Source organism: Caulobacter sp. GW821-FHT11E11, assembly GCF_058808315.1.
Map to the genome: position 1 here is coordinate 415,864 of NZ_JBXARO010000006.1, position 21,857 is coordinate 437,720.

Below are 21,857 nucleotides of genomic sequence, written 5' to 3' on the forward strand. Positions count from 1 at the left end.
TCCTAACGTTCCTCGCGACCTCAGCCGAGCTTTCGGGCGAGTCTAAGGCGTTCAGGCGGTTTGCGGTTCCGGCTTGGGCTCGACTTGGGGCAGCGGACGCGCCTTGGCGTAGGCCAGGACCGTCGAGGCCAGCATCAGGACCGCCGCGATCAGCACCGGCAGGCCTGGCAGATGCAGGGTCGCGTCGTGGCGGATGGCGAAGGCGAACGGCAGCAGGAACAGCGGCGGACCGATGATCGAGGCGATGCCCATCATGGCCGAGTTGGCGCCCTGTAGCTGGCCCTGCTCGTTGGGCAGCACCCGGCGGGTCATCAGGCCCTGCAGGCCCGGCTGGATCAGGCCGGTCAGCGCGAACAGCGGCAGGCCGCACAGATAGAGTAAGCCCGTCGGGGCCAGGGCGTAGATCATGAAGCCGGCGAAGCCCGAGAACAGGCCGATCAGCAGCGCCCCGCGCTCGCCCACCGCCTTGACCACCCGGCCGACGATCAGGGCCTGGACCAGGATGCCGGAGATGCCGCTGGCCATCAGCGTTAGGCCGATGGTGTCCGGGCTCCAGCCATAGCGGAAGCCCATGTACAGCACGAAGACGCTGGGCAGGACATTGTGGGCCAGCTGGAACAGGAAACCCACGCCCGCCAGGCCCAGCAGGCCAGGATGCTTTTGCAGCAGGTGCAGCGAACCGACCGGATTGGCCTTCTTCCAGTCGAAGCGCGGCTGGCGGCGCTCGGGCGGCAGGGACTCGGGCAGGACGAAGAAGCCGTACAGCCAGTTGCACAGCGCCAGGGCCGCGCAGACCAGGAACGGCGCGCGATGGTCGAACTGCCACAACCAGCCGCCCAGGGCCGGGCCGAAGGTGAAGCCGACGCCGAACGCCGCGCCCATCAGGCCAAACCCCTTGGCGCGGTTCTCGGGCGTGGTCACGTCGGCGACATAGGCGCTGGCGGTGGAGAAGCTGGCCGCCGTCATGCCATTGAAGATCCGCCCGACGAACAGCCACCACAGGCTGGGCGCGAAGGCCATGAACAGGAAGTCCACGCCCAGGCCGAAGATCGAGGTCAGGATCACCGGCCGGCGACCCCAGCGGTCGGACATCAGGCCCAGGATCGGCGAGCAGAAGAACTGCATCACGCCCCAGGTGGTGGCGAACAGCACCGTCCAGTCGGCGGCCACGGCGGTGTCGCCGCCGCCGAACGACTTCACCAGGTTGGGAAGGACGGGGATCATCACGCCCAGGGACAGCACGTCCAGGGTCGCGGTGACGAAGATGAAGCCCAGGGCGGCCTGTCTTTTGACGCCCGTGATCGGTTGGTTCATTGCTCGCCCTCCCCGGCGGTCCCTAGGTGGACGCTGTTGGCGCGAGCCGCAAGCCCCGCCAGGAGCCCCCTCCACCATTCGCCGTGACGCTGCAGGAAGACGGCGTTCGGGAAGGTGTGACGGGCCACGTTCTGCGCCGGCACCGTGTCCCAGCCGCGATGCTCGACGGTGACGCGGGTGCCGTCATCCACGGCGTCGAAGCGGACCTCGACCTCGGTGTCCATGCCGGGTTCGAAGCTGGCCTGCCGCCAGCCGAACACCAGCCGCGCGCCGCGCTCCCAGACGCTGACCTTGCCGACCTCGAACACCTTGCCCGAGGCCAGGCGCTCGACCAGCCTGCCATCCTCAAACGCCATGACGCCCGGCGAGCGCGGGGTGAACGAGAACAGGGTGTTGGGCCGCCACCACAGGGCGATGTCATCGGTGAAGGCGTCGAACACCACCTCGGGCGCGGCGGCGATACGCAAGGCGACCAGGATCTTGGAACTCACTTGGTCTTACTCTCCACATGCGCCTTCAGGGCCGACAGCTGGTCGACCCAGTGGTCCTCGGCCGCCTCCAGCCAGGCCTTCAGCTGGGCCATCGGCTCCGGCCGCAAGCGGTAGACGCGAACCCGGGCGTCGAATTCCGGATGGCTCTCCTCGACCAGGCCGGACTGGCGCAGGGCGCGCAGATGGCGGCTCATGGCGGGCGGCGTCAGGCCTAGGCTCTCGGCGAGCTCGCCGGCCCGGCGCGGTCGCTCGCGCAGCAGGTCGACCGCCCGCCGCCGGTGCGGGTCGGCCAGCGCGGCCAGGGTTCGGTCCAGCGCCTCGCTCACAGCAGCTTCTTCGGCGCGACGTTGCGCCAGGCGTCCATCAGGGCGCCACGCGCGGTGGCCTCGTCGCAGGCGGCCAGGCGCAGGCGCGTCGCCCCGCCCTTGCCCCAGCCGCCGGGCACCGGGACGAAGACGTCCGGCTCGGCCTCGACGCGCATCTCCTGCTGTTCCGACGTCAGCTTGACCATCGCCCAGTCGGCGTCCGGGTTGCCTAGGGTCGCGAATATCCTGCCGCACCGGAAGTCGGCCGTGCCCATGTGCGAGCTCTCGATCGCCTGCGGCATCGACAGGGCCAGGCGGCGGAAGTCGTCCGGAGTGATCATCCCGCCCCGACCGCGATCTTCAGGCCGCTGCGCTTTTCCATCTCGTCGGTCGAGACGACCTCGACATCGGCCGATACCGTCCAGATGTGGCCCTCGGGATCGCGGCAGCGATAGGTGCGCGCGCCGTAGAACTGGGTCTCCGGCAGCGCCAGGATCTCGGCCCCGGCCGCCTTGGCGCGCTCGCAATGACCATCGACGTCGGCGGCGATGTAGATGTGAACCGACTGGGTGTTCTTGGTTCCAACCGAAGCGGGGCTGGCGTGGTTCTCGCTCCACTCGTTGCCGATCATGATGCGATGGCCGGCATATTCCATTTGCGAGTGGGCCAGGTTGCCCTCGGCGTCCTCGATCAGCAGGGAGAGGTCGAAACCGAACGCCTTCTCTAGGAAGGCGATGGCGGCCTTGGGGTCGCGGTAGACGAGGGCCGAGACCAGGCCAGGGCGAGAGTCGGACATGGCGGAGATCCTTCCAATGAACGACAATATTTAACGCATATCGAAACTATCTAGGCAAGTAGCCGCGCGACAGTCAGCGGCGTGATGCCGAAGAAGCGGCTCATGGCGCGGTTCAGGTGCGACTGGTCGGCGAAGCCCGCCTCGGCGGCGGCGATGGCCAGCCCCTCCCCGGCCCGCAGGCGCAGCAGGGCCGTCTCCAGTCGCAGCCACAGCCGCCAGTGGGCCAACGGCGCGCCCAGTTCGGTCTGGGCCAAGGCGCGCAAGCGCGGCGCCGAGAGACCCGCTCGCGCGGCGAGGTCCGCCAGGCTGAGTTCGCCGTCCAGCGCGTGCAGGGCCAGCTTCAGGCGGGGATCGATCGCGGTGGCCTCGCCCAGGGCCGCTTCAGCGTTCAGCGTCTCGACGAAGTCGCCATTGGTCAGCCGCGGCGTCCATTCCGCGGGCGCGGGTGCTACGGCGGACCAACCGGCGACGTCCCAGCGCCGCGCCAAACGACCCAACGGTCTCGGATAGACCGCTCGGATCGGACCACCCAGCAGCCGATGGCGCACGCCCGGCGGGATAAGGACGACAGACGCCTCGACAACGCCCTGCTCGGCTTCGACCCGCGCCGGCCCGTCCAGCCCCACCACGACCTGGGCGCAGAGGTGGCCGTGGGTCCGCGAGTCGCCGCTCGCGCCCTCGAAGCACCACCAGTCTCGGCCAATCCAGATCTTCCCGGACCATCCGGCGTTTCCGGCCACGCAAGACCTCCAAGCGTTCGGTCCAAGACCCCCTCCCGCGATCCGCCATGTTGGCGGCGAGGAGGATCTCGATGACCGAACAAGCCCACTACGTCCCCGCCCTGGGACGCCCCGAACTAACACGCGCCTATGATCTCGTCCTGGCGCTCGTGAGCCGCGAGGGGCGTTGGCGCAAGGCGCTGCTGTCGGCCCTGGCCCCGCGCGACGGCGAGCTGATCGTCGACATCGGCTGCGGCACCGGCTCGCAGGCCATCGCCATCAAGCGCGCGCGGCCGGGCGTGCGGATGGTCGGGATCGATCCGGATCCGACCGTGCTGGCCATCGCCCGCGCCAAGGCCCAGCGGGCCGGGGTCGATATCGAGTGGCGCCAGGGCCTGGGCGACCACGCCGAGGCCCTGGTCGGACGCGAGGTCGCCGACGCGGTGATCTCCAGTCTGGTGCTGCACCAGTGCGACGTGCCGGTGAAGGCCGCGATCCTGCAGGCCATGGCGCGGACGGTGCGCCCCGGCGGCCGGGTGCTGATCGCCGACTACGGCCGCCAGCGCGGGCTGATGCGACTGCTGTTCCGCTTCGTCCAGGCCGTGGACGGCTTCGAGCGCACCGAGTTCAACGCCGTCGGCGCCCTGCCCGGCCTGATGCGATCCAGCGGCCTGTCGGCGGTGTCCGAACGCGACCGCATCGCCACGCCCAGCGGCTCGATCTCGATCTACGAGACGCGAGCAGGCTAGCGCAGCGCCTGACCCACGATCTTCAGCGAGCCGTCGACCTTTTCGGGCTTCACGCCGGTCACCTTGGCCAGCAGCGGATAGACGTCGACATTGTCGAAGGCCGGCAGCACGACGCCGGACTTGAACGACGGGCCGTGGGCCACGAACACCGCGCGCATGTTGGGATCATAAGGGTCGAAGCCGTGCGCGCCGCCATCCTTGCCATCCCACTTGCCGGGCTTCTTCCGGGCCTCGAGGGTGGTGGTGTACCAGCCGGTCTCCGACAGGCAGACGATAGCCGGCACGCGCGGGTTGCGGCCGTAGTGGTAGCGGGCCGGGATCTTGGCCTTCTTCCAGCAGGTCATGTGCGGAAGCGGCGTCTTAAGGAACGCCGCCTCGACCGCCTTGGCCTGGCCGGGCTCGGGCGAGAAGCTGGTCACCGCGCCCTTGGTCACCAAGTGGATCTTGGAGAGGTCGATCAGGTCATCCAGCACCACGCGGTTAGCGGACGGCAGCGGGGCCATGCCATGGTCGGCGACGATGACGATGTCGGTGTTCTCGAACCGGCCCCGCGCCTTCAGCCCCTCGACCAAGCGGCCGATGTTGCGGTCCAGCTCGGCCACGGCCGCCAGCAGCTCCGGCGAGTTGGGACCGTAATGGTGGCCCTCGGTGTCGGCGGCGTCGAAATAGAGGGTGGTGAAGGCCAGGGGCGGACCGTCGCCGCTGTCCATCCAGGCGAAGACCTGGTCGACGCGGGCGTCATAGGCCAGGTCGTGGTCATACTTCATCCAGTGAGTGGGCCGGACACCGGCGATCGCGACCTCCGAGCCCGGCCAGAACATCGCGGCGGCCTTCTTGCCTTGGCGCTCGACCGACCACCAGAACGGCTTGGCCTGGTTCCACCAGCGCACGTCGCTGGCCGTCTCGGCGTTCATCGTGAACTTGGGGCCGCCGATGACGGCGTCCTCCATCTCGTTGCCCACGACGCCGTTGCGGTCCGGACGCTTGCCGGTCACCAGGGTGTAGTGGTTCGGATAGGTCAGGGTCGGGAACGAGGGCCGCATCGCCCCGCGCGCGCCGTCGTCGGCCAGGGCCTTCAGGTTCGGAGTCACGCCGCGATCCAGATAGTCGGCGCGGAAGCCGTCCATCGACACCAGGATCGTCAGGTGCGGCGCCTTCTCGCGCGCCTGGGCCATGCCGGCCGATAGAGCCAGGCCAGCGGCGAGGGCCAGGGACAGGAAGCGGCGGACCAGCATGGACGCACTCATGAAACCGAAATCTCGCCCCTGATCGACGTCCCACGTTGCAGCCATATGACAACCCGTGTTCGCCGGCCGCATGACCGGCTCTTAACTTGGCGCACGCCCCCCGGGTCGCCATAGTCCCCCCGTCGAGCCGACTCATCGGCGCACGGGAATCCCGCATGTCGATCGCCCTGGAGGCCGACCGCCTCACCAAGACCTACGGGGCGGTGCGCGCCCTCGACGACTTTTCTCTGGCCATTCCCGCCGGCGGCGTGTTCGGGGTCCTGGGCCCCAACGGCGCCGGTAAGAGCACCCTCTTCCGCATCGCTCTGGGCCTGGTGCGTCCCACCAGCGGCGCGGTGCGCCTGTCGGGCGCCGCGCCCGGCGACATCACCGCCCTGCGCAAGATCGGGGCGATGATCGAGACGCCGCGTTATCCGGCCTACCTCACCGGCCGCGACACCCTGAAGATGCTGGCCCTGGAGAGCGGGGCCAAAGGCGTCGACATCGACGGCTGGCTGGAGCGCGTCGGCATCGCCCACGCCGCCGACCGCTCGACCTCGGGCTACTCGGTCGGCATGAAGCAGCGCCTGGGCCTGGCCGCGGCCTTCTTCACCAAGCCCGAGCTGGTGATCCTGGACGAGCCGACCAGCGGCATGGACCCGGCCGGCATCCAGGAGATCCGCGCCCTGATCGTCGACCTGGCCCAGCGCGAGGGCGTCACGGTCATCCTGGCCAGCCACCAGCTGGACGAGGTGCGCCGCGTTTGCGACCGGGTGGCCATCCTGTCCAAGGGCAAGGTCGTGGCCGAAGGGGCCGTGGCCGAGCTGACCGCCGGCGAGGCCCGCCTGCGCATCACGACCGCCTCGCCCATCGCCCAGGTCCTGGCCGTTCTGGGCGCCAAGGGCGTCGCCGACGGCGCCGACGCGGCCCTGGCCGACATCCGCCGCGACGAGGCCCCCGCCCTGATCCGCAGCCTGGTCGAGGCCGGGGTCGAGATCACCGAGGCCCGCTGGCGCGACGCCGACCTCGAAGGCGTCTACCTCAGGACTCTCGAGACGGCCCAGCCTTCCAGCGAAGGAGCGCTCTGATGCTCACCGACGCCATCGCCGCCGAACGCTTCCGTCTGCTGCGCGACCGCTCGGCCCTGTTCTGGGGCTTCTGTTTCGCGCCCATCGTGGGCTTCATCCTCAGCGTCGGGGGCGACCTCTTCCTGCGCTTCATGATCAAGAAGCCGATGCCGGGCCTGGGGATCGGCCTGGTCGACCAGGTGATCAAGGCGCTGTCCAGCGGCGCGGCCACCTTCGACGCGCTGTTCCTGATGATCGGCGCGGCGGCCGTGCTGGCCGGCGACTATCGCTGGGAGACGTGGCGCCTCCTGACCCCGCGCAACACCCGACAGAACCTGCTCTTGGCCAAGCTGCTTGTCGTGGGCGAGGCGATCTTCTGGAGCCTCGTTTTGACCGCCGTCCTGTCGGTGATCGCGGCCGTGCTCGGCGCGGCGATCAACGGCAAGACCTTCGCCGCCTCGATGTTCGGGGCCAATGGCTTCGACGTGCTGGGCGTGCTGGCCATCACCTGGCTGGAGGCCATGACCCTGGCGGCCCTGGCCGCGCTGGTCGGCGTGATCTCGCGCTCGACCATGGGCGTGGTCATCGTCTGCCTGGGCGCGCGGTTCATCCAGACCATCCTGGCCAGCACCCTGCGCCTGATGGAACAGGGCCAGCCCAGCTGGAAGCTGCTGGCCATGCCGGTGTTCGACGCCGACCTGCTGCGCGCCAGCCTGCTGGATCCCAACCAGCTCGGCGCCGCCAGCGGCTCGGCTGGCGCGGCCCTGGCGGCTTTGGTCGTTTGGACCATAGCCCTGGCCGCGGCGGCGGTGTTCCTGTTCCGCCGCCAAGACCTGACCAAGGAGTAAGCCTAGCGTGAAGACCCAGAAGCAACGGATGCTGGCCGGCGAGCTCTATGTCGTCGATGCCGAACTGCAGGCCGACCAGCGCGCGGCCCAGACCTGGATGGACCGCTATAACGCCTCGGGCCTGGACGAGCGCCCGCTCCTGCTGGCCCAGGGCCTGGGCGCGGTGGGCGCGGACGTCGCCATCCGCGCGCCGTTCTTCGTCGACTACGGCTACAACATCCGTCTCGGCGACCGCGTGTTCATGAACTTCAACTGCGTGATCCTGGACGTTGCCGAGGTCACGATTGGCGCGGCCACGGCCATCGGTCCGGGCGTGCAGATCCTGACTGCCGACCATCCGCGCGATCCGGTGGAGCGCCGCACGGGCCAGGAGTCCGGCAAGCCCATCCATATCGGCGAGAACGTCTGGATCGGCGGCGGCGCGATCATCCTGCCCGGCGTGACGATCGGCGACGACGCGGTGATCGGGGCCGGCGCGGTGGTCACCCGTGACGTGGCGCCGGGCGCGACGGTGGTCGGCAATCCGGCGCGGCCGGTGAAGCCGAAGAGCTAGCCTCTTCGCTTGGCCGCATGAAATCGTCTCCCCTCCTCGCCGCCGTCGTGCTCGCCTGCGGGCTGGGCGTCACGTCAGCCCAAGCTCAGGTCTTCTCCTGCAAGACTGATGCGCGCGACGTCGCGATGACGGTGCTCAAGGACACCTCGCCGTCCTTCGACGCCGACCAGGCCGCGGCCAATGCGGCGATCGCGACCGCCGCGACGTTGAAGGCGGACGCCCTGGCGGGTCGCGACGTCCCGGCGCCCTATAGCCGCGCGACGCCCTACGCCAGGTCGGCGCTCGAAGCGACGTCGGCCGAGGTCGCCGAGCTTTTGCGGCGCGCCGCGAACGATGTGTTGAGGCGCTCTCAGTTCGACATCGCCTTCACGCGTACGCTCTGGGCTGCCGGGCTCTCTGAACCGGCCTTCGGTTACGCCTTCCGGATCGTGTCCCTGGAGAGTTGCGGCGCCGACGAGGCCAATACCGCCTGGCTGAAGGCGCGACTGAAGACCCACGGGTGGTTCACGATCCCGGACTATGGCAAGGACGCCGACAGCGCCGCCTTCCTGATCGTCCAGCACGCCGACCAAGACCCGGCCTTCCAGGCCGAGGTCCTGGCGCAACTGGAAACACTGGCCCTCGAAGGCAAGACCCGGCCGCTCAGCTACGCCATGCTCTACGACCGCGTGGCGATCGGCGAGAGACGCCCCCAGCGATACGGCAGCCAGGGCGAATGTACCGGCGGCGTCTGGACCCCGTTCAAGACCGAGGATCCGGCCAATCTGGACCAGCGTCGCGCGGCCATGGGCCTGAAACCGCTCGCCGAATACGTGGCGGGGATCTCCGCGCGAGCCTGCAAGCCAGCAGGCTGATCGCTCGGCGCAGATCGATGCCTTGACCAATTGGACTACAGACGTAATCTCAAATCCCAGTCATGGAGGCGAGATCTTGATTTCAGTGCTTGAGGCGGTGTTCGCGAGTGCGGCGACACCCCAGAAGTGTCTCTTCATCGCCCTGGCCGCGGCCATGCTCTTTGCGCCGCTGCTGGCGTTTCAAGGGCGCCAATGGCGTCGCGTCCTGGCCGAGCTACGCCTGGCGGGCCCTCTGCTGGGTGTGATGATGGGCGGCATGAACAGCTTCCACATGGCGCGCACCATCCTGAAGCTGCCCTACGATCTCACCGCCAAGCAGATCGCGCCCGGGATCCTGGAGGTCTCGACCTTTGTGGTCATGGGGACCCTGGTCGGGCTCATCGCCCAGGCCTGCCTGATCGCGGTCGACGCTTCGCCACCGCGCGCGCGATAGCCGCCAACGAAAAAGGCCCCGGATCTCTCCGGGGCCTTCGCGTCAGCTTGCGCTGAAAATCTTAGTCTTCGGCTTCGTTCGTGTAGACCGGACCCGAGTCCTTGCCCTTTTCCGAGACGTCGCGGTCGACGAACTCGATGACGGCCAGCGGGGCGTTGTCGCCGTAGCGGAAGCCGGCCTTCAGGACGCGGATGTAGCCACCCTGACGGTCCTTGTAGCGCGGGCCGAGGACCGCGAAGAGCTTGCCGACTTGTTCGACGTCGCGAACCGAGCTGATGGCCTGACGACGCGCATGCAGGTCGCCGCGCTTGGCCAGGGTGACCAGCTTTTCGACGATCGGACGCAGTTCCTTGGCCTTCGGCAGGGTGGTGACGATCTGCTCGTGCTTGATCAGCGAGGCCGACATGTTCGCGAACATGGCGATGCGGTGAGCCGAAGTACGGCCGAGTTTACGGTGAGCCTTACCGTGACGCATTTTCTATCTCCTGGGCGAGAAGCCCGAGCGGCGCAAAACGTGTGAGCGCCTGATTGTCACCAATCCTGGTCCGTCCCGACCGGGTCAGAGCGAAGCGCCGGGGCCCTCCACCGCGTCAGCGGCTTCAAAAGGCCCAGGCCGCCTCTTGCGAAGCGGCCCGGATTTAGCGCGATAGGCTAGAAGTCTTAGATTTGGTCTTCGAACTTCTTGGCCAGGTCTTCGATGTTCTCCGGCGGCCAGTTCGGCACGTCCATGCCGAGGTGCAGGCCCATGCCGGCGAGAACTTCCTTGATCTCGTTCAGCGACTTGCGGCCGAAGTTCGGGGTGCGGAGCATCTCGGCTTCGGTCTTCTGGATCAGGTCGCCGATGTAGACGATGTTGTCGTTCTTCAGGCAGTTGGCCGAACGGACCGACAGTTCCAGCTCGTCGACCTTCTTCAGCAGGGCCGGGTTGAACGGCAGTTCCGGCTTGGACTCGTCGGCCGACTTGGCCTTCGGTTCCTCGAAGGTGATGAAGATCTGCAGTTGGTCTTGCAGGATCCGGGCGGCGTAAGCCACGGCGTCCACCGGAGTGACGGCGCCGTTAGTTTCGACTTCCAGAACCAGCTTGTCATAGTCCAGCGACTGGCCTTGACGGGTCGGCTCGACACGGTAGGCGACGCGCTTGACCGGCGAGTACAGGGCGTCGACGGCGATGAGGCCGATCGGCGCGTCTTCCGGACGGTTGCGGTCGGCCGGGACGTAGCCCTTGCCGTTGTTGACCGTGAATTCCATGCGCACCGAAGCGCCGTCGTCCAGCGTGCAGAGCACGTGGTCGGGGTTCAGGATTTCGATGTCGGCCGGGGTTTCGATCTGACCAGCGGTCACCGGGCCGGGGCCCGTGGCGCGCAGGGTCATGCGCTTCGGGCCTTCGGCATGCATCCGAACGGCCAGTTGCTTGATATTCAGAACGATGTCGACGACGTCTTCGCGGACGCCTTCGAGCGAGGAGAACTCGTGCACAACGCCATCGATCTGGATGGCGGTGACAGCTGCGCCTTGCAGCGACGAGAGGAGAACGCGACGCAGGGCGTTGCCGAGCGTCACACCGAAACCGCGCTCGAGCGGCTCGGCGACGATCCGGGCCTTGCGGGTCGCATCGGCGCCGGTTTCGATTTGCGGCTTCTCAGGACGGATCAGCTCGTTCCAGTTTCTTTCGATCACGTGGTCGGGTCCCTTGAACGCGGCTCGCCGGCCGCGTTTTGCGCAGCCGGCGAAGGAGATTAGTGGTCTAAAAAGTACTAGACGCGACGACGCTTGGGCGGACGGCAGCCGTTGTGCGGGATCGGCGTGACGTCGCGGATGGTCGTGATGGTCATGCCCGCGGCTTGCAGCGCGCGCAGAGCCGATTCACGGCCCGAACCCGGACCCGACACGTTGACCTCGAGGGTCTTCACGCCGTGCTCAGCAGCCTTCTTACCCGCGTCTTCCGCAGCCATTTGAGCGGCGTACGGGGTCGACTTGCGCGAGCCCTTGAAGCCCATCATGCCGGCCGAGGACCACGAGATCGTGTTGCCCTGGGCGTCGGTGATGGTGATCATGGTGTTGTTGAACGAGGCGTTCACGTGCGCCACGCCCGAGGTGATGTTCTTGCGTTCGCGCTTTTTAACGCGACCCGGTTCCTTGGCCATCGTCAGGCTACCTTATTTCTTCTTGCCGGCGATCGGCTTGGCCGGACCCTTGCGGGTACGAGCGTTCGTGTGGGTGCGCTGACCGCGGACCGGCAGGCCCTTACGGTGACGCAGACCGCGATAGCAGGCCAGGTCCATCAGACGCTTGATGTTCATCGAGTTCTCACGGCGCAGATCGCCCTCGACGGTATAGTCGCGGTCGATCGTCTCGCGGATCTGCAGGACTTCGGCGTCGGTCAGTTGATTGACCCGACGCGCATCCTCGATGCCCACCTTGGTGATGATCTCACGGGCCGACCGTTGGCCGATGCCGTGAATGTACTGAAGCGCGATCAGAACGCGCTTGTTCGTCGGAATGTTGACGCCTGCGATACGGGCCACGTCTAATGTTCTCCTAGTCACGCACTAAAGACGCGAACGGCGCGCCCGGCTCGGTCTGGAGACCAAAACCGGCGCGCACGGATCGCGCCCTTTCGCGGAAGCGCCCCGTTATAGGGATCGTTTCGCTTCCGTCAACAACTGAATCCACCAGACATCCAGTGAATCAGGGCTTCTTTAAGCGACGACGCTCAAGGCGTTGTCGATGGAACTGGCGACGGCTTCGACCGAACCCATTCCGTCCAGTTCCGTGAGCTTCCCCTGCCCTTCATAGTAAGGCAGCAGCGGCGCGGTCTGGGCATTGTACTGAGCCAGACGATTCACGAAGACTTCGGGATTGTCGTCTGGCCGGCCCTGCTCTTCGAATCGCTTCTTGATCCGTTCAATCAGGGCTGGCTCGTCTACCTTGAGTCGGAGAACAGAGTCGATCTTCTGTCCACGGGCCGCCAACATCTTATCCAAAGCTTCAGCCTGGGCGACGGTGCGCGGGAAACCGTCGAAGATCGCGCCGCCGGCCGCTTCGGCCTCGGGCAAACGGTCTTCGATCAAGGCGATGACAATCTCGTCGGTCACCAGCTCGCCACGGTCCAGCACGCCCTTGACGCGTTGGCCGAGCTCCGAGCCGGAGGCAATGGCGGCGCGCAGCATGTCGCCGGTCGACAGCTGGACCATGCCACGTTCGGTGACCAGGCGCTTGGCCTGGGTCCCCTTCCCCGCTGCCGGCGGACCGAACAGGATCAAGTTCATTTAAGCCCCTTCGCGCGTCTGCCGAGTCTACGCCCGACTGATCTCCCGAAGCAGACCTAGAGCCCCGGGAAAGAAAACGGAAGCCGGTTTTGTGACAAACCGGCTTCCGACGCTTCCAATTAAATTGAAGTCCGGCTTAGCGGTTACGACCGCCGCGCAGCTTCGACTTCTTGATCAGGCCCTCGTACTGGTGGGCCAGCAGGTGCGACTGGATCTGGGCGACGGTGTCCATGGTCACCGTCACGACGATCAGGATCGAGGTGCCGCCCAGGGCGAACTGGTTCGACTTGATCGCCATCATCACCAGCTCCGGCGCGACGCAGACGGCGGTGATGTAGGCCGCACCGATCACGGTCAGGCGGGTCAGCACGTAGTCCAGGTACTCGGCGGTGCGCTTGCCCGGACGGATGCCCGGCAGGAAGCCGCCGTACTTGCGCAGGTTCTCGGCCGTCTCCTCGGGGTTGAACACGACCGAGGTGTAGAAGAACGAGAAGAAGATGATCAGCAGGGCGTAGAAGATCAGGAACGCCGGGTGGCCGTGCTGCAGCGCGCCGACCACGCCGGGCAGCCAAGACAGGTACTCCGGCAGGGTCGCGGTCGACATGAACTGCATGGCGGTCGTCGGCAGAAGCAGCAGCGACGAGGCGAAGATCGGCGGGATGACGCCCGAGGTGTTGATCTTCAGCGGCATGAACGAGCTTTCGCCGCCGATCATGCGATTGCCCTGCTGGCGCTTGGGATAGTGGACCAGCAGGCGGCGCTGCGAGCGCTCCATGAAGACGATGGCCAGGATGGCGCCGACGGCGCCGACCAGGATCAGGAACAGCGGGGTGTAGTTGCCCGAGGTCTGGGCCTGCACGAACAGCTGGCCCAGGGTCATGGGCAGGTGGGCCACGATGCCGGCGAAGATGATCAAGCTGACGCCATTGCCGACGCCGCGGCTGGTGATCTGCTCGCCCAGCCACATCAGGAACAGGGTGCCGCCCGTCAGGGCCACGACCGTCGAGGCCACGAAGAAGGCCGGGCCGATGCCGCCGGCGACCACGCCAGGCTGGGCCTGCAGGCCGATGGCGATCGAGGCCGACTGCACGACGGCCAGAACCACGGCCAGGTAGCGGGTATACTGGTTGAGGGTCTTGCGACCCGCCTCCCCGCCTTCCTTCTTCAGCTTCTCCCACGGCGGATAAACCGTGCCCATCAGCTGCACGATGATCGAGGCGCTGATGTAGGGCATCACGTTCAGCGAGAAGATGGCCATGCGCTGCACGGCGCCGCCCGAGAACGTGTTGAACATGCCGAGGATGCCCTCGGCGTTACCGCTGAACAGGCGCTCGAAAGCGGCCGCGTCGATACCGGGGATCGGGACGTAGGTGCCAAGACGGTAGACGACCAGAGCGATGATCGTGAACCAGATACGCTTGTGAAGTTCGGTCGCCTTTTGGAACGACGCGAAATTCATGTTGGCTGCGAGTTGTTCGGCGGCCGAGGCCATTCAGATCCCCACGACTCAGGAGCGCGATTGCCGGAAGTGGATACCGCGTTCGGCGGCGACCACGCTCTGAAATTTGGTTTCTCGGATCAGGCTGATCCGAGGAGAGCGCCACAAATAGGTGAGGCCCGCCGTGTTGTCACGGCGAGCCCCCTAATTCTGTCATCCCGGTCGAAACAAAGTCCCGGCGGAGCGCCAGGCGCTCACCGGGATGACATAGGTCTTAGGCTTCGGCGGTTTCCGCCTTGGCCTTCTTGGTCACGGTGACCGAACCACCAGCGGCCTCGACGGCCTTGATGGCGGCGTCGGTGGCCGAGTAGACGGTCAGCTTCAGGGCGGTCTTGATCTCGCCCTTGCCCAGCAGCTTCACGCCGTCCAGTTCGCGACGGATGACGCCGGCGGCGACCAGGTCAGCAGGAGCCAGCTCGGCGCCGGCCTTGAACTTGCCAGCAGCGACGGCTTGTTCCAGGCGCCACAGGTTCACTTCAGCGAACTCCAGGCGGAAGGGGTTGTTGAAGCCGCGCTTAGGCATACGCATGTGCAGCGGCATTTGACCGCCTTCGAAGCCGGCGATGGCGACGCCCGAGCGCGCCTTCTGGCCCTTCACACCGCGACCGGCGGTCTTGCCCTTGCCCGAACCCGGACCACGGCCAACGCGCATGCGGTTCTTGGTCGAGCCTTCCTGCGGGGCCAGTTCGTTCAGCTTAGTCATATGTGCCTCTCCTTGGAGATCTGCGCCCAGCCAGCGGCTGGACTCGGCTTTTGAAAATCAGAGCGCGCTTAAAACCCTAAATCGCCAAAGAACTCAATCAAGAAGTGAGATTGGGACGAAATGAGATTCCAAACGAAAACCACCCCGGCTTTCACCGGGGTGGCGTATTTCGTCGTCGTGTAGCGGACTACTCGACGATTTCCAGCAGGTGCGCGACCTTGCGGATCATGCCGCGGACCGACGGGGTGTCTTCCAGCGTGGACGTACGGCCCAGCTTGTTGAGACCCAGACCGGCGAGCGTGGCGCGCTGGTCCTTTTCACGACGGATCGGGCTGCCCGTTTGGCGGACCGTGACTTGCTTAGCTTCAGCCATGACTTAGCCCTCGATGGCTTCCGGCGACGAAGCGCCGTCGGCGCGACGGCCGAGGATGTCGCCAACCTTCTTGCCGCGCTTGGCGGCGATCTGGCGGGGCGACGACTGGACCTTCAGGGCCTCGAACGTGGCGCGAACCATGTTGTACGGGTTCGAGGAACCCGTCGACTTGGCCACGACGTCCTGGACGCCCAGGGTTTCGAGAACCGCGCGCATCGGACCGCCGGCGATGACGCCGGTGCCGGGAGGCGCCGCGCGCATCATCACCTTGCCGGCGCCCCAACGGCCAGCGCCGTCGTGGTGCAGGGTGCGGGATTCACGCAGCGGGACGCGGATCATCGTCTTCTTGGCTTCTTCGGTCGCCTTGCGGATGGCTTCCGGCACTTCACGCGCCTTGCCATGACCGAAGCCGACGCGGCCCTTTTGGTCGCCAACGACCATCAGAGCAGCGAAGCTGAAGCGACGGCCACCCTTCACGGTGGCGGCGACGCGGTTGATGTGGACGAGCTTTTCGACGATGTCGCTGTCGACCCGCTCTTCGGGGGCGTTGCGGTCGCGACGGTCACGGCGTTGACCGCCTTCACCGCGCTGTTGTTCACCACGAGCCATTTCTGTTCCCTTAGAAGTTCAGGCCGGCTTCGCGCGCGGCGTCGGCCAGGGCTTTCACCCGGCCGTGGAAGATGTAGCCACCACGATCGAAGACGACGTCTTTGACGCCCTTTTCGATGGCGCGCTCGGCGACGAGCTTGCCGACAGCGGCAGCGGCATCCTTGTCCGCGCCCTTGCCTTCGGCTTCCAGAGTGGAAGCCGACGCCAGGGTCACGCCGCGTTCATCATCGATGATCTGGGCGTAGATGTTCTTGGACGAGCGGAAGACCGACAGGCGCGGACGCCCGTTAGCGAGGCTCTTGAGACGGGTACGCGTGCGTTGCGCACGCTTTGCCGCGGATTCACGAGGAGAGAGCGCCATGGCTTACTTCTTCTTGCCTTCCTTGCGGCGAACCTTCTCGCCAGCATAACGCACACCCTTGCCTTTGTACGGCTCGGGCGGACGAATGCGGCGGATCTTCGCGGCAATCTCACCGACCACCTGCTTATCAATGCCGGCGATCTTGATTTCGGTCTGCTTCGGCACAGCGAAGGTGACGCCGGCCGGAGCCTCAACGTCCACATCGTGGCTGAAGCCGAGCTGGAGGCTCAGGGCGGTGCCCTTCAGGGCCGCGCGGTAACCAACGCCGACCAGTTCGAGGCTTTCCTCGAACCCGGCGGTGACACCGTGCACCATGTTGGCGACCAGCGTGCGGGACAGGCCCCACATGCCCTTGGCGCGCTTCGTGTCGACGCGCGGAGTCAGAAGGAGCTCAGCACCCTCTTGCTTGACTTCGACTTCGTCGGCGATGGTCCACGACAACTGACCCTTGGGGCCCTTCACCGTGACCGTCTGACCTTCGAGCGTCAGGGTGACGCCCGAGGGGATTGCGACGGCTTTCTTACCGATACGTGACATGCTCTTTCCCTCCCGCGCCTAGTAGACGCGGCAGAGGACTTCGCCGCCGACATTAGCGTCGCGTGCAGCGGTGTCCGACATGACGCCCTTCGGCGTCGAAAGGATCGAGATGCCCAGGCCGTTCTTGATCGGCTTCAGGTCCTTGATCGAAGAATAGACGCGACGGCCAGGCTTGGACACGCGGCTAATCTCGGCGATCACGGGCTCACCGTCGAAGTACTTGAGCTCGATCTCGAATTCGGGGAACGCACCGGGCTTCTCGATCAGCGAGTAGCCACGGATGTAGCCTTCGTCGGCCAGCACGTCGAGGACGCGGGCGCGCAGCTTGGAAGCCGGCGTCGAGACCTTGTTGCGCTTGCGCGTGGCGGCGTTCTTGATGCGAGCGATCAGGTCGCTCAGGGGATCGTTCATCGACATCTGATCGTCCTTACCAGCTCGACTTGACGAGGCCGGGGATCTGACCCTGCGAACCCAGTTCGCGGAGCGCAATCCGGCTCATCTTCAGCTTGCGGTAGTAGGCGCGCGGACGGCCCGTGACTTCGCAGCGATTGCGGATGCGGATCGCGGCGCTGTTACGCGGCAGCTTGGCGAGCTTGAGGCGAGCGTCGAAACGCTCCTCGAGCGGCAGGCTTTCGTCGTTGGCGATCGCCTTCAGCGACGCGCGCTTCTCGGCGAACTTCTTGACGAGGGCCTTGACGGCCTCGTTGCGGTTGACGGCGCTTTTCTTTGCCATGGTTCTTTTCCCTGCCCGCTCTTAATTCGTGAACGGGAACTGGAATTCCTTCAGGAGAGCCTTGGCTTCCTGATCGGTATTCGCAGTGGTGCAGACGATGATGTCCATGCCCCAGATCTGTTCGATCTGGTCATAGTTGATTTCCGGGAACACCAGGTGCTCCTTCAGGCCCATGGCGTAGTTGCCACGGCCGTCGAAGCTCTTGCCGTTCAGGCCGCGGAAGTCCTTCACGCGCGGCAGCGCGATCGTGACCAGGCGGTCCAGGAACTCGTACATCCGGTCCTTGCGCAGGGTGACCTTACCACCGACCACCATGCCTTCGCGCAGCTTGAAGCCGGCGATCGACTTGCGGGCCTTGGTGGCGACGGGCTTTTGGCCGGCGATCGCCTGCAGGTCCTTCAGAGCGGTCTGGGCCTTCTTGGAGTCGGCCACGGCCTCGCCGATACCCATGTTCAGGACGATCTTGTCCAGCTTGGGGATCTGCATCTCGTTGGTGTAGCCGAACTGCTCCTTCATCGCGGCGCGGATGCGCTCGCGATAAACGGTCTTCAGCCGGGGCTCGTAAGCTTGATCAGCCATTGATCACCTCGCCGGTCGTCTTGGCGACGCGCACCTTCTTGTCGCCTTCGATCTTGAAGCCGACGCGGGTGGGCTTGCCCTTGGAGTCCACGATGGCGACGTTCGAGACGTGCAGCGCGGCTTCCTTTTGCTTGATGCCGCCTTGCGGGTCGGCTTGCGTGGCCTTGGTGTGACGCGAAACCATGTTCACGCCCTCCACGACAACGCGGTTGTCCTTGGGAAGGACTTGGGTCACAGCGCCTTGCTTGCCCTTGTCCTTGCCGGCCAGAACGACGACGCGGTCGCCCTTCTTGATCTTAGCGGCCATTACAGCACCTCCGGAGCGAGGGAGATGATCTTCATGTGGTTCTTGGCGCGCAGTTCACGAGGAACCGGGCCGAAGATCCGCGTGCCGACCGGCTCGCTAGCTTTGTTCACGATAACCGCGGCGTTCTTATCGAAGCGGATGACCGAGCCATCCTTGCGCTTCAGATTTTGATTCACGCGAACGACGACGGCGCGAAGCACGTCACCCTTCTTTACGCGGCCACGCGGGATGGCTTCCTTCACGGAGACGACGATGACGTCGCCCACGCTGGCGTAGCGACGGCCTGCGCCGCCCAACACCTTGATGCACATGACCCGGCGAGCGCCAGAATTGTCAGCGACTTCCAGGTTAGTTTGCATCTGGATCATGGTCTAAACCTTCCAGATTAAGCGGAAGCCTTGGGAAGTGCTTCCCAGGTCTTCAGCTTGGACTTCGGAGCGCATTCGACGATGCGAATTGCTTCGCCGGCCTTGTACGCGTTGGATTCGTCGTGCGCGTGGTACTTCTTCGACTGACGCACGATCTTCTTCAGGATCGGGTGAACGATGGTACGTTCAACCTTCACCACGACGGTCTTATCGCCCTTGTCGGAGACGACGACCCCTTCGAGGATACGCTTGGGCATATCGTTCTCCTTAAGCCGCGGCCTTGGCGCGCAGCACGGTCTTGATCCGCGCGATATCCTTGCGGATCTCGTTGACGCGGTGGGTCTTCTCGACCTGGCCCGTGGCAGCCTGGAAGCGCAGATTGAACTGCTCTTTCTTCAGGCTGATCAGGGTGTCGGCCAGCTGGTCGGGGGTCAGGCCCCGGATGTCAGCAATCTTCATGATCAAGCCTCCACGGCCACGCCCGCATCGATGCGGGTGACAACACGGGTGCGGATCGGCAGCTTGGCGGCGCCCAGGCGGAGAGCTTCACGCGCGACATCGTCCGGCACGCCGTCGATTTCGAACATGATGCGGCCCGGAGCCACGCGAGCGGCCCAGTAATCCACGGCGCCCTTACCCTTACCCATCCGGACTTCAGCCGGCTTGCCGGTGACCGGCACGTCCGGGAAGATACGGATCCAGACGCGGCCTTGACGCTTCATCTGGCGAGTAATGGCGCGACGGGCGGCTTCGATCTGACGGGCCGTGATGCGCTCCGGCTCGACGGCCTTCAGGCCGTACGAACCGAAGTTCAGCAGGGTGCCGCCCTTCGAAGTGCCGTGGATGCGGCCCTTGAACTGCTTGCGGAATTTGGTCTTTTTCGGAGACAGCATGGCGATCTAATCCTTAGGCGCGATCGCGACGGTCACGACGGTCGCCCCGGTCGGGACGGTCGCCGCGCTCACGGCCACCACCTTCGCCGGCAGGACCGGACTCGGTGGCGAGACGCTTGTCGAGCGCCATCGGATCATGCTCCAGCACCTCGCCCTTGAAGATCCAGGTCTTCACGCCGATGATGCCGTAGGTGGTCTTGGCTTCAGCGAAGCCAAAGTCGATGTCGGCGCGCAGCGTGTGCAGCGGCACGCGACCTTCGCGATACCACTCCATACGAGCGATTTCAGCGCCGCCCAGGCGACCCGAGACGTTGATCCGGATGCCCTTGGCGCCGAGACGCACGGCCGACTGGATCGAACGCTTCATGGCGCGACGGAAGGCGATACGACGCTCGAGTTGTTGAGCGATCGACTCGGCCACCAGTTGAGCGTCGGTTTCCGGCTTGCGGATCTCGACGATGTTCAGGTGAACTTCGCCTTCGGTCTTGATCGACAGGTCCTTGCGGAGCTTGTCGATGTCAGCGCCCTTCTTGCCGATGATGACGCCCGGACGAGCGGCATAGATCGTGATGCGGCACTTCTTGTGCGGACGCTCGATGATGATGCGCGAGACACCGGCTTGGTACAGGCGCTTCTTCAGGGCGGCGCGGATCGCGAGATCCTGGTGCAGCATCTTGCCGTACTGGGCGCCGTCGGCGAACCAACGGCTGTCCCAGGTGCGGTTTACGCCGAGCCGCAGCCCGACCGGATTGACTTTCTGACCCATTAGGCGGCCTCACCCAGTTCGCGGACCACGATCGTGATCTCGGAGAACGGCTTCTCGACGCGCGTCGCGCGACCGCGAGCGCGGGGCGAGAAACGCTTCATGATCAGGTTCTTGCCCACATAGGCCTCGGCGACGACCAGCGAGTCGATGTCGAGGTTGTGGTTGTTCTCGGCGTTCGAAATCGCCGAGTACAGCGCCTTGCGGACGTCCTGGGCGATGCGCTTGTGGCTGAACTCGAGCTCGTTGAGAGCGCGTTGGACGTTCAGGCCACGGATGGACTGAGCGACCAGGTTCAGCTTGCGCGGGCTGGTGCGCAGAGTGCGCACCTTGCACATCGCTTCGGCGGCCGGCAGGCGGCGTTCTTGCTTCTGCTTGGCCATGATTACTTCCTCTTGGCCTTCTTGTCGGCAGCGTGGCCCGGGAAGCTGCGCGTGGGCGCAAATTCACCGAACTTCATGCCGACCATGTCTTCCGACACGGAGACCGGGATGTGCTTGTGGCCGTTGTGGACGCCGAACACCAGGCCGACGAACTGCGGCATGATGGTCGAACGACGCGACCAGGTCTTGATGACGTCCTTGCGGCCCGACGACAGTGCGGCGTCGGCCTTCTTCAGGAGGTACCCGTCGACAAACGGGCCTTTCCAGACGGAGCGGGTCATGGCTTAGCGGCCCTTCTTCGCTTTGTGGCGCGAACGGATGATGAACTTGTCCGTCGCCTTGTTGACGCGGGTCTTGGCGCCCTTGGTCGGCTTACCAGCCGGGGTCACCGGATGGCGGCCGCCCGAGGTACGGCCTTCACCACCACCGTGGGGGTGGTCGACCGGGTTCATGGCGACGCCGCGGACGTGCGGGCGACGACCCATATGACGCGAACGACCGGCCTTGCCGAGGTTCTGGTTCATATGGTCGGGGTTCGAAACGGCGCCGACGGTGGCCATGCACGTATCGAGGACCATGCGCAGCTCGCCCGAGTTCAGGCGGATCTGGGCGTAGCCGGCGTCACGACCGACCAGCTGGGCGTAGGCGCCAGCCGAACGGGCGATCTGACCGCCCTTGGCGGGCTTCAGCTCGATGTTGTGGATGATCGTACCGATCGGCAGCGTGCGCAGCGGCGAGGCGTTGCCCGGCTTCACGTCGACCTTGTCGGCGGTGACGACTTCGTCGCCAACCTTCAGGCGTTGCGGGGCCAGGATGTAGGCCAGCTCGCCGTCGGCCTGATACTTGATCAGGGCGATGAAGGCGGTGCGGTTCGGATCGTACTCAAGACGAACGACCGAAGCCGTGCCTTGCTTACGACGCTTGAAGTCGACCAGACGGTACAGGCGCTTGGCGCCGCCGCCGCGGAAACGGACCGCGATACGGCCATTGCCGCCGCGACCGCCCGACTTCGTCAGACCTTCAACGAGCTTCTTCTCGGGCTTGCCCTTGTGAAGTTCGCTGCGGTCGATCAGCACCAGGCCGCGTTGGCCGGGGCTGGTCGGATTAAAGTGCTTCAAGGCCATCT

The 21,857-nt window shown here is 65.7% G+C and carries 36 protein-coding genes; 6 read left to right on the forward strand and 30 right to left on the reverse strand.

The annotated features are described in order from the left end of the window. Positions 1 to 51: 51 nt before the first annotated feature. Genes AC1RR5_RS17335 through AC1RR5_RS17360 form a run of 6 tightly spaced genes read right to left on the reverse strand, consistent with a single transcriptional unit; the run spans position 52 to position 3,646 of the window. The gene (locus AC1RR5_RS17335) at positions 52 to 1,314 is read right to left on the reverse strand and encodes a TCR/Tet family MFS transporter (protein ID WP_492923326.1); all 1,263 of its coding nucleotides are present in this window, start codon (positions 1,312 to 1,314) and stop codon (positions 52 to 54) included. After that, on the reverse strand, positions 1,311 to 1,805 hold the full coding sequence (locus AC1RR5_RS17340; protein WP_492923328.1) for an SRPBCC domain-containing protein: 495 nt from the start codon (positions 1,803 to 1,805) through the stop codon (positions 1,311 to 1,313). The genes AC1RR5_RS17335 and AC1RR5_RS17340 overlap by 4 nt, the downstream gene beginning before the upstream one ends. Then, positions 1,802 to 2,131 (reverse strand): ArsR/SmtB family transcription factor, encoded by a 330-nt coding sequence (locus AC1RR5_RS17345; RefSeq protein WP_492923330.1) that lies wholly within the window; start codon positions 2,129 to 2,131, stop codon positions 1,802 to 1,804. The genes AC1RR5_RS17340 and AC1RR5_RS17345 overlap by 4 nt, the downstream gene beginning before the upstream one ends. After that, complete coding sequence (locus AC1RR5_RS17350) at positions 2,128 to 2,451, reverse strand: MmcQ/YjbR family DNA-binding protein (RefSeq protein ID WP_492923332.1); 324 nt, start codon at positions 2,449 to 2,451, stop codon at positions 2,128 to 2,130. The genes AC1RR5_RS17345 and AC1RR5_RS17350 overlap by 4 nt, the downstream gene beginning before the upstream one ends. Continuing rightward, positions 2,448 to 2,906, reverse strand: coding sequence for a VOC family protein (locus AC1RR5_RS17355; protein WP_492923334.1), 459 nt, complete (start codon positions 2,904 to 2,906; stop codon positions 2,448 to 2,450). The genes AC1RR5_RS17350 and AC1RR5_RS17355 overlap by 4 nt, the downstream gene beginning before the upstream one ends. Before the next feature lie 50 nt (positions 2,907 to 2,956). Next, positions 2,957 to 3,646, reverse strand: a complete 690-nt coding sequence (locus tag AC1RR5_RS17360) for a helix-turn-helix domain-containing protein (RefSeq protein ID WP_492923336.1) — start codon at positions 3,644 to 3,646, stop codon at positions 2,957 to 2,959. 71 nt (positions 3,647 to 3,717) lie between these two features. Here AC1RR5_RS17360 and AC1RR5_RS17365 point away from each other — a divergent pair, with 71 nt between their 5' ends. Next, a complete protein-coding gene (locus tag AC1RR5_RS17365; RefSeq protein WP_492923338.1) occupies positions 3,718 to 4,374 on the forward strand; it encodes a class I SAM-dependent methyltransferase in 657 nt (218 codons plus the stop codon). Here AC1RR5_RS17365 and AC1RR5_RS17370 read toward each other — a convergent pair. Further along, a complete protein-coding gene (locus tag AC1RR5_RS17370; RefSeq protein WP_492923391.1) occupies positions 4,371 to 5,609 on the reverse strand; it encodes an alkaline phosphatase family protein in 1,239 nt (412 codons plus the stop codon). The genes AC1RR5_RS17365 and AC1RR5_RS17370 overlap by 4 nt on opposite strands. A gap of 167 nt (positions 5,610 to 5,776) precedes the next feature. On the opposite strand from AC1RR5_RS17370, the gene AC1RR5_RS17375 reads away from it, so the two are divergent. The 5 genes from AC1RR5_RS17375 (at position 5,777) to AC1RR5_RS17395 (ending at position 9,355) form a co-directional block, all read left to right on the forward strand. Beyond that, positions 5,777 to 6,688 carry an ABC transporter ATP-binding protein gene (locus AC1RR5_RS17375; RefSeq protein WP_492923340.1) on the forward strand — a complete coding sequence of 304 codons (912 nt, stop codon included), beginning with the start codon at positions 5,777 to 5,779 and terminating at the stop codon, positions 6,686 to 6,688. Then, positions 6,688 to 7,515, forward strand: a complete 828-nt coding sequence (locus AC1RR5_RS17380; protein ID WP_492923342.1) for a DUF2705 family protein — start codon at positions 6,688 to 6,690, stop codon at positions 7,513 to 7,515. Before AC1RR5_RS17375 ends, AC1RR5_RS17380 begins: the two co-directional genes overlap by 1 nt. Positions 7,516 to 7,522: 7 nt before the next feature. After that, a complete protein-coding gene (locus AC1RR5_RS17385) occupies positions 7,523 to 8,068 on the forward strand; it encodes a sugar O-acetyltransferase (protein WP_492923344.1) in 546 nt (181 codons plus the stop codon). Between the two features lie 17 nt (positions 8,069 to 8,085). Then, positions 8,086 to 8,922 (forward strand): DUF6624 domain-containing protein, encoded by an 837-nt coding sequence (locus tag AC1RR5_RS17390; RefSeq protein ID WP_492923346.1) that lies wholly within the window; start codon positions 8,086 to 8,088, stop codon positions 8,920 to 8,922. 85 nt (positions 8,923 to 9,007) lie between these two features. Beyond that, complete coding sequence (locus AC1RR5_RS17395; RefSeq protein WP_492923393.1) at positions 9,008 to 9,355, forward strand: hypothetical protein; 348 nt, start codon at positions 9,008 to 9,010, stop codon at positions 9,353 to 9,355. 61 nt (positions 9,356 to 9,416) lie between these two features. Here AC1RR5_RS17395 and rplQ read toward each other — a convergent pair whose 3' ends face one another. The 23 genes from rplQ to rplB all read right to left on the reverse strand — a co-directional run bounded on the left by rplQ (position 9,417) and on the right by rplB (position 21,855). Beyond that, a complete protein-coding gene (gene rplQ / locus AC1RR5_RS17400; RefSeq protein WP_492081018.1) occupies positions 9,417 to 9,830 on the reverse strand; it encodes a 50S ribosomal protein L17 in 414 nt (137 codons plus the stop codon). Positions 9,831 to 10,015: 185 nt separating this feature from the next. After that, positions 10,016 to 11,032 carry a DNA-directed RNA polymerase subunit alpha gene (locus AC1RR5_RS17405; RefSeq protein WP_047413138.1) on the reverse strand — a complete coding sequence of 339 codons (1,017 nt, stop codon included), beginning with the start codon at positions 11,030 to 11,032 and terminating at the stop codon, positions 10,016 to 10,018. 77 nt (positions 11,033 to 11,109) lie between these two features. Then, a complete protein-coding gene (rpsK, locus tag AC1RR5_RS17410) occupies positions 11,110 to 11,499 on the reverse strand; it encodes a 30S ribosomal protein S11 (protein WP_004616890.1) in 390 nt (129 codons plus the stop codon). A gap of 12 nt (positions 11,500 to 11,511) precedes the next feature. Next, the gene (gene rpsM / locus AC1RR5_RS17415) at positions 11,512 to 11,880 is read right to left on the reverse strand and encodes a 30S ribosomal protein S13 (RefSeq protein WP_252634399.1); all 369 of its coding nucleotides are present in this window, start codon (positions 11,878 to 11,880) and stop codon (positions 11,512 to 11,514) included. A gap of 174 nt (positions 11,881 to 12,054) precedes the next feature. Continuing rightward, complete coding sequence (locus AC1RR5_RS17420) at positions 12,055 to 12,624, reverse strand: adenylate kinase (RefSeq protein WP_492923348.1); 570 nt, start codon at positions 12,622 to 12,624, stop codon at positions 12,055 to 12,057. Positions 12,625 to 12,760: 136 nt separating this feature from the next. Continuing rightward, positions 12,761 to 14,116: a preprotein translocase subunit SecY gene (secY, locus tag AC1RR5_RS17425; protein ID WP_492923350.1), complete on the reverse strand. Its 1,356-nt coding sequence runs from the start codon at positions 14,114 to 14,116 to the stop codon at positions 12,761 to 12,763. A 220-nt stretch (positions 14,117 to 14,336) separates the two neighbouring features. After that, on the reverse strand, positions 14,337 to 14,825 hold the full coding sequence (rplO, locus tag AC1RR5_RS17430) for a 50S ribosomal protein L15 (RefSeq protein WP_492923352.1): 489 nt from the start codon (positions 14,823 to 14,825) through the stop codon (positions 14,337 to 14,339). A gap of 187 nt (positions 14,826 to 15,012) precedes the next feature. Further along, positions 15,013 to 15,198, reverse strand: coding sequence for a 50S ribosomal protein L30 (gene rpmD / locus AC1RR5_RS17435; protein ID WP_099579521.1), 186 nt, complete (start codon positions 15,196 to 15,198; stop codon positions 15,013 to 15,015). A 3-nt stretch (positions 15,199 to 15,201) separates the two neighbouring features. Beyond that, complete coding sequence (rpsE, locus tag AC1RR5_RS17440) at positions 15,202 to 15,807, reverse strand: 30S ribosomal protein S5 (RefSeq protein ID WP_096051657.1); 606 nt, start codon at positions 15,805 to 15,807, stop codon at positions 15,202 to 15,204. A gap of 10 nt (positions 15,808 to 15,817) precedes the next feature. After that, the gene (gene rplR / locus AC1RR5_RS17445) at positions 15,818 to 16,168 is read right to left on the reverse strand and encodes a 50S ribosomal protein L18 (RefSeq protein WP_492923354.1); all 351 of its coding nucleotides are present in this window, start codon (positions 16,166 to 16,168) and stop codon (positions 15,818 to 15,820) included. Positions 16,169 to 16,171: 3 nt separating this feature from the next. After that, complete coding sequence (gene rplF, locus AC1RR5_RS17450) at positions 16,172 to 16,705, reverse strand: 50S ribosomal protein L6 (protein ID WP_492923356.1); 534 nt, start codon at positions 16,703 to 16,705, stop codon at positions 16,172 to 16,174. Positions 16,706 to 16,723: 18 nt separating this feature from the next. Beyond that, a complete protein-coding gene (gene rpsH, locus AC1RR5_RS17455; RefSeq protein WP_099579526.1) occupies positions 16,724 to 17,122 on the reverse strand; it encodes a 30S ribosomal protein S8 in 399 nt (132 codons plus the stop codon). Between the two features lie 10 nt (positions 17,123 to 17,132). Then, on the reverse strand, positions 17,133 to 17,438 hold the full coding sequence (gene rpsN / locus AC1RR5_RS17460) for a 30S ribosomal protein S14 (RefSeq protein ID WP_454715308.1): 306 nt from the start codon (positions 17,436 to 17,438) through the stop codon (positions 17,133 to 17,135). 21 nt (positions 17,439 to 17,459) lie between these two features. Next, positions 17,460 to 18,017, reverse strand: a complete 558-nt coding sequence (rplE, locus tag AC1RR5_RS17465) for a 50S ribosomal protein L5 (RefSeq protein ID WP_492923358.1) — start codon at positions 18,015 to 18,017, stop codon at positions 17,460 to 17,462. Continuing rightward, a complete protein-coding gene (rplX, locus tag AC1RR5_RS17470) occupies positions 18,010 to 18,324 on the reverse strand; it encodes a 50S ribosomal protein L24 (RefSeq protein WP_454715306.1) in 315 nt (104 codons plus the stop codon). The genes rplE and rplX overlap by 8 nt, the downstream gene beginning before the upstream one ends. Continuing rightward, positions 18,324 to 18,692 carry a 50S ribosomal protein L14 gene (gene rplN, locus AC1RR5_RS17475; protein WP_125159663.1) on the reverse strand — a complete coding sequence of 123 codons (369 nt, stop codon included), beginning with the start codon at positions 18,690 to 18,692 and terminating at the stop codon, positions 18,324 to 18,326. The genes rplX and rplN overlap by 1 nt, the downstream gene beginning before the upstream one ends. 17 nt (positions 18,693 to 18,709) lie before the next feature. After that, complete coding sequence (gene rpsQ / locus AC1RR5_RS17480) at positions 18,710 to 18,949, reverse strand: 30S ribosomal protein S17 (RefSeq protein WP_354073205.1); 240 nt, start codon at positions 18,947 to 18,949, stop codon at positions 18,710 to 18,712. A gap of 10 nt (positions 18,950 to 18,959) precedes the next feature. Then, the gene (gene rpmC / locus AC1RR5_RS17485) at positions 18,960 to 19,151 is read right to left on the reverse strand and encodes a 50S ribosomal protein L29 (protein WP_047413099.1); all 192 of its coding nucleotides are present in this window, start codon (positions 19,149 to 19,151) and stop codon (positions 18,960 to 18,962) included. A 2-nt stretch (positions 19,152 to 19,153) separates the two neighbouring features. Further along, positions 19,154 to 19,585 (reverse strand): 50S ribosomal protein L16, encoded by a 432-nt coding sequence (gene rplP, locus AC1RR5_RS17490; protein ID WP_492081010.1) that lies wholly within the window; start codon positions 19,583 to 19,585, stop codon positions 19,154 to 19,156. 13 nt (positions 19,586 to 19,598) lie between these two features. Beyond that, positions 19,599 to 20,351, reverse strand: coding sequence for a 30S ribosomal protein S3 (gene rpsC / locus AC1RR5_RS17495; protein ID WP_223394543.1), 753 nt, complete (start codon positions 20,349 to 20,351; stop codon positions 19,599 to 19,601). Then, positions 20,351 to 20,731: a 50S ribosomal protein L22 gene (gene rplV / locus AC1RR5_RS17500; protein ID WP_010919132.1), complete on the reverse strand. Its 381-nt coding sequence runs from the start codon at positions 20,729 to 20,731 to the stop codon at positions 20,351 to 20,353. The genes rpsC and rplV overlap by 1 nt, the downstream gene beginning before the upstream one ends. A 2-nt stretch (positions 20,732 to 20,733) precedes the next feature. Then, on the reverse strand, positions 20,734 to 21,012 hold the full coding sequence (gene rpsS / locus AC1RR5_RS17505; RefSeq protein WP_252634387.1) for a 30S ribosomal protein S19: 279 nt from the start codon (positions 21,010 to 21,012) through the stop codon (positions 20,734 to 20,736). A gap of 3 nt (positions 21,013 to 21,015) precedes the next feature. Further along, on the reverse strand, positions 21,016 to 21,855 hold the full coding sequence (rplB, locus tag AC1RR5_RS17510; RefSeq protein WP_492923361.1) for a 50S ribosomal protein L2: 840 nt from the start codon (positions 21,853 to 21,855) through the stop codon (positions 21,016 to 21,018). Positions 21,856 to 21,857 lie beyond the last annotated feature (2 nt).

Excerpts from the sequence above, each read along its gene's own strand:
- AC1RR5_RS17335 (WP_492923326.1), bottom strand. The coding sequence starts at position 1,314 with ATGAACCAACCGATCACGGGCGTCAAAAGACAGGCCGCCCTGGGCTTC.
- AC1RR5_RS17350 (WP_492923332.1), bottom strand. The coding sequence starts at position 2,451 with ATGATCACTCCGGACGACTTCCGCCGCCTGGCCCTGTCGATGCCGCAG.
- AC1RR5_RS17355 (WP_492923334.1), bottom strand. The coding sequence starts at position 2,906 with ATGTCCGACTCTCGCCCTGGCCTGGTCTCGGCCCTCGTCTACCGCGAC.
- AC1RR5_RS17365 (WP_492923338.1), top strand. The coding sequence starts at position 3,718 with ATGACCGAACAAGCCCACTACGTCCCCGCCCTGGGACGCCCCGAACTA.
- AC1RR5_RS17370 (WP_492923391.1), bottom strand. The coding sequence starts at position 5,609 with ATGCTGGTCCGCCGCTTCCTGTCCCTGGCCCTCGCCGCTGGCCTGGCT.
- AC1RR5_RS17375 (WP_492923340.1), top strand. The coding sequence starts at position 5,777 with ATGTCGATCGCCCTGGAGGCCGACCGCCTCACCAAGACCTACGGGGCG.
- AC1RR5_RS17380 (WP_492923342.1), top strand. The coding sequence starts at position 6,688 with ATGCTCACCGACGCCATCGCCGCCGAACGCTTCCGTCTGCTGCGCGAC.
- AC1RR5_RS17390 (WP_492923346.1), top strand. The coding sequence starts at position 8,086 with ATGAAATCGTCTCCCCTCCTCGCCGCCGTCGTGCTCGCCTGCGGGCTG.
- rplQ (WP_492081018.1), bottom strand. The coding sequence starts at position 9,830 with ATGCGTCACGGTAAGGCTCACCGTAAACTCGGCCGTACTTCGGCTCAC.
- rpsK (WP_004616890.1), bottom strand. The coding sequence starts at position 11,499 with ATGGCCAAGGAACCGGGTCGCGTTAAAAAGCGCGAACGCAAGAACATC.
- AC1RR5_RS17420 (WP_492923348.1), bottom strand. The coding sequence starts at position 12,624 with ATGAACTTGATCCTGTTCGGTCCGCCGGCAGCGGGGAAGGGGACCCAG.
- secY (WP_492923350.1), bottom strand. The coding sequence starts at position 14,116 with ATGGCCTCGGCCGCCGAACAACTCGCAGCCAACATGAATTTCGCGTCG.
- rplO (WP_492923352.1), bottom strand. The coding sequence starts at position 14,825 with ATGACTAAGCTGAACGAACTGGCCCCGCAGGAAGGCTCGACCAAGAAC.
- rpmD (WP_099579521.1), bottom strand. The coding sequence starts at position 15,198 with ATGGCTGAAGCTAAGCAAGTCACGGTCCGCCAAACGGGCAGCCCGATC.
- rpsE (WP_096051657.1), bottom strand. The coding sequence starts at position 15,807 with ATGGCTCGTGGTGAACAACAGCGCGGTGAAGGCGGTCAACGCCGTGAC.
- rplR (WP_492923354.1), bottom strand. The coding sequence starts at position 16,168 with ATGGCGCTCTCTCCTCGTGAATCCGCGGCAAAGCGTGCGCAACGCACG.
- rplF (WP_492923356.1), bottom strand. The coding sequence starts at position 16,705 with ATGTCACGTATCGGTAAGAAAGCCGTCGCAATCCCCTCGGGCGTCACC.
- rpsH (WP_099579526.1), bottom strand. The coding sequence starts at position 17,122 with ATGTCGATGAACGATCCCCTGAGCGACCTGATCGCTCGCATCAAGAAC.
- rpsN (WP_454715308.1), bottom strand. The coding sequence starts at position 17,438 with ATGGCAAAGAAAAGCGCCGTCAACCGCAACGAGGCCGTCAAGGCCCTC.
- rplE (WP_492923358.1), bottom strand. The coding sequence starts at position 18,017 with ATGGCTGATCAAGCTTACGAGCCCCGGCTGAAGACCGTTTATCGCGAG.
- rplX (WP_454715306.1), bottom strand. The coding sequence starts at position 18,324 with ATGGCCGCTAAGATCAAGAAGGGCGACCGCGTCGTCGTTCTGGCCGGC.
- rplN (WP_125159663.1), bottom strand. The coding sequence starts at position 18,692 with ATGATCCAGATGCAAACTAACCTGGAAGTCGCTGACAATTCTGGCGCT.
- rpsQ (WP_354073205.1), bottom strand. The coding sequence starts at position 18,949 with ATGCCCAAGCGTATCCTCGAAGGGGTCGTCGTCTCCGACAAGGGCGAT.
- rpmC (WP_047413099.1), bottom strand. The coding sequence starts at position 19,151 with ATGAAGATTGCTGACATCCGGGGCCTGACCCCCGACCAGCTGGCCGAC.
- rplP (WP_492081010.1), bottom strand. The coding sequence starts at position 19,585 with ATGCTGTCTCCGAAAAAGACCAAATTCCGCAAGCAGTTCAAGGGCCGC.
- rpsC (WP_223394543.1), bottom strand. The coding sequence starts at position 20,351 with ATGGGTCAGAAAGTCAATCCGGTCGGGCTGCGGCTCGGCGTAAACCGC.
- rplV (WP_010919132.1), bottom strand. The coding sequence starts at position 20,731 with ATGGCCAAGCAGAAGCAAGAACGCCGCCTGCCGGCCGCCGAAGCGATG.
- rpsS (WP_252634387.1), bottom strand. The coding sequence starts at position 21,012 with ATGACCCGCTCCGTCTGGAAAGGCCCGTTTGTCGACGGGTACCTCCTG.
- rplB (WP_492923361.1), bottom strand. The coding sequence starts at position 21,855 with ATGGCCTTGAAGCACTTTAATCCGACCAGCCCCGGCCAACGCGGCCTG.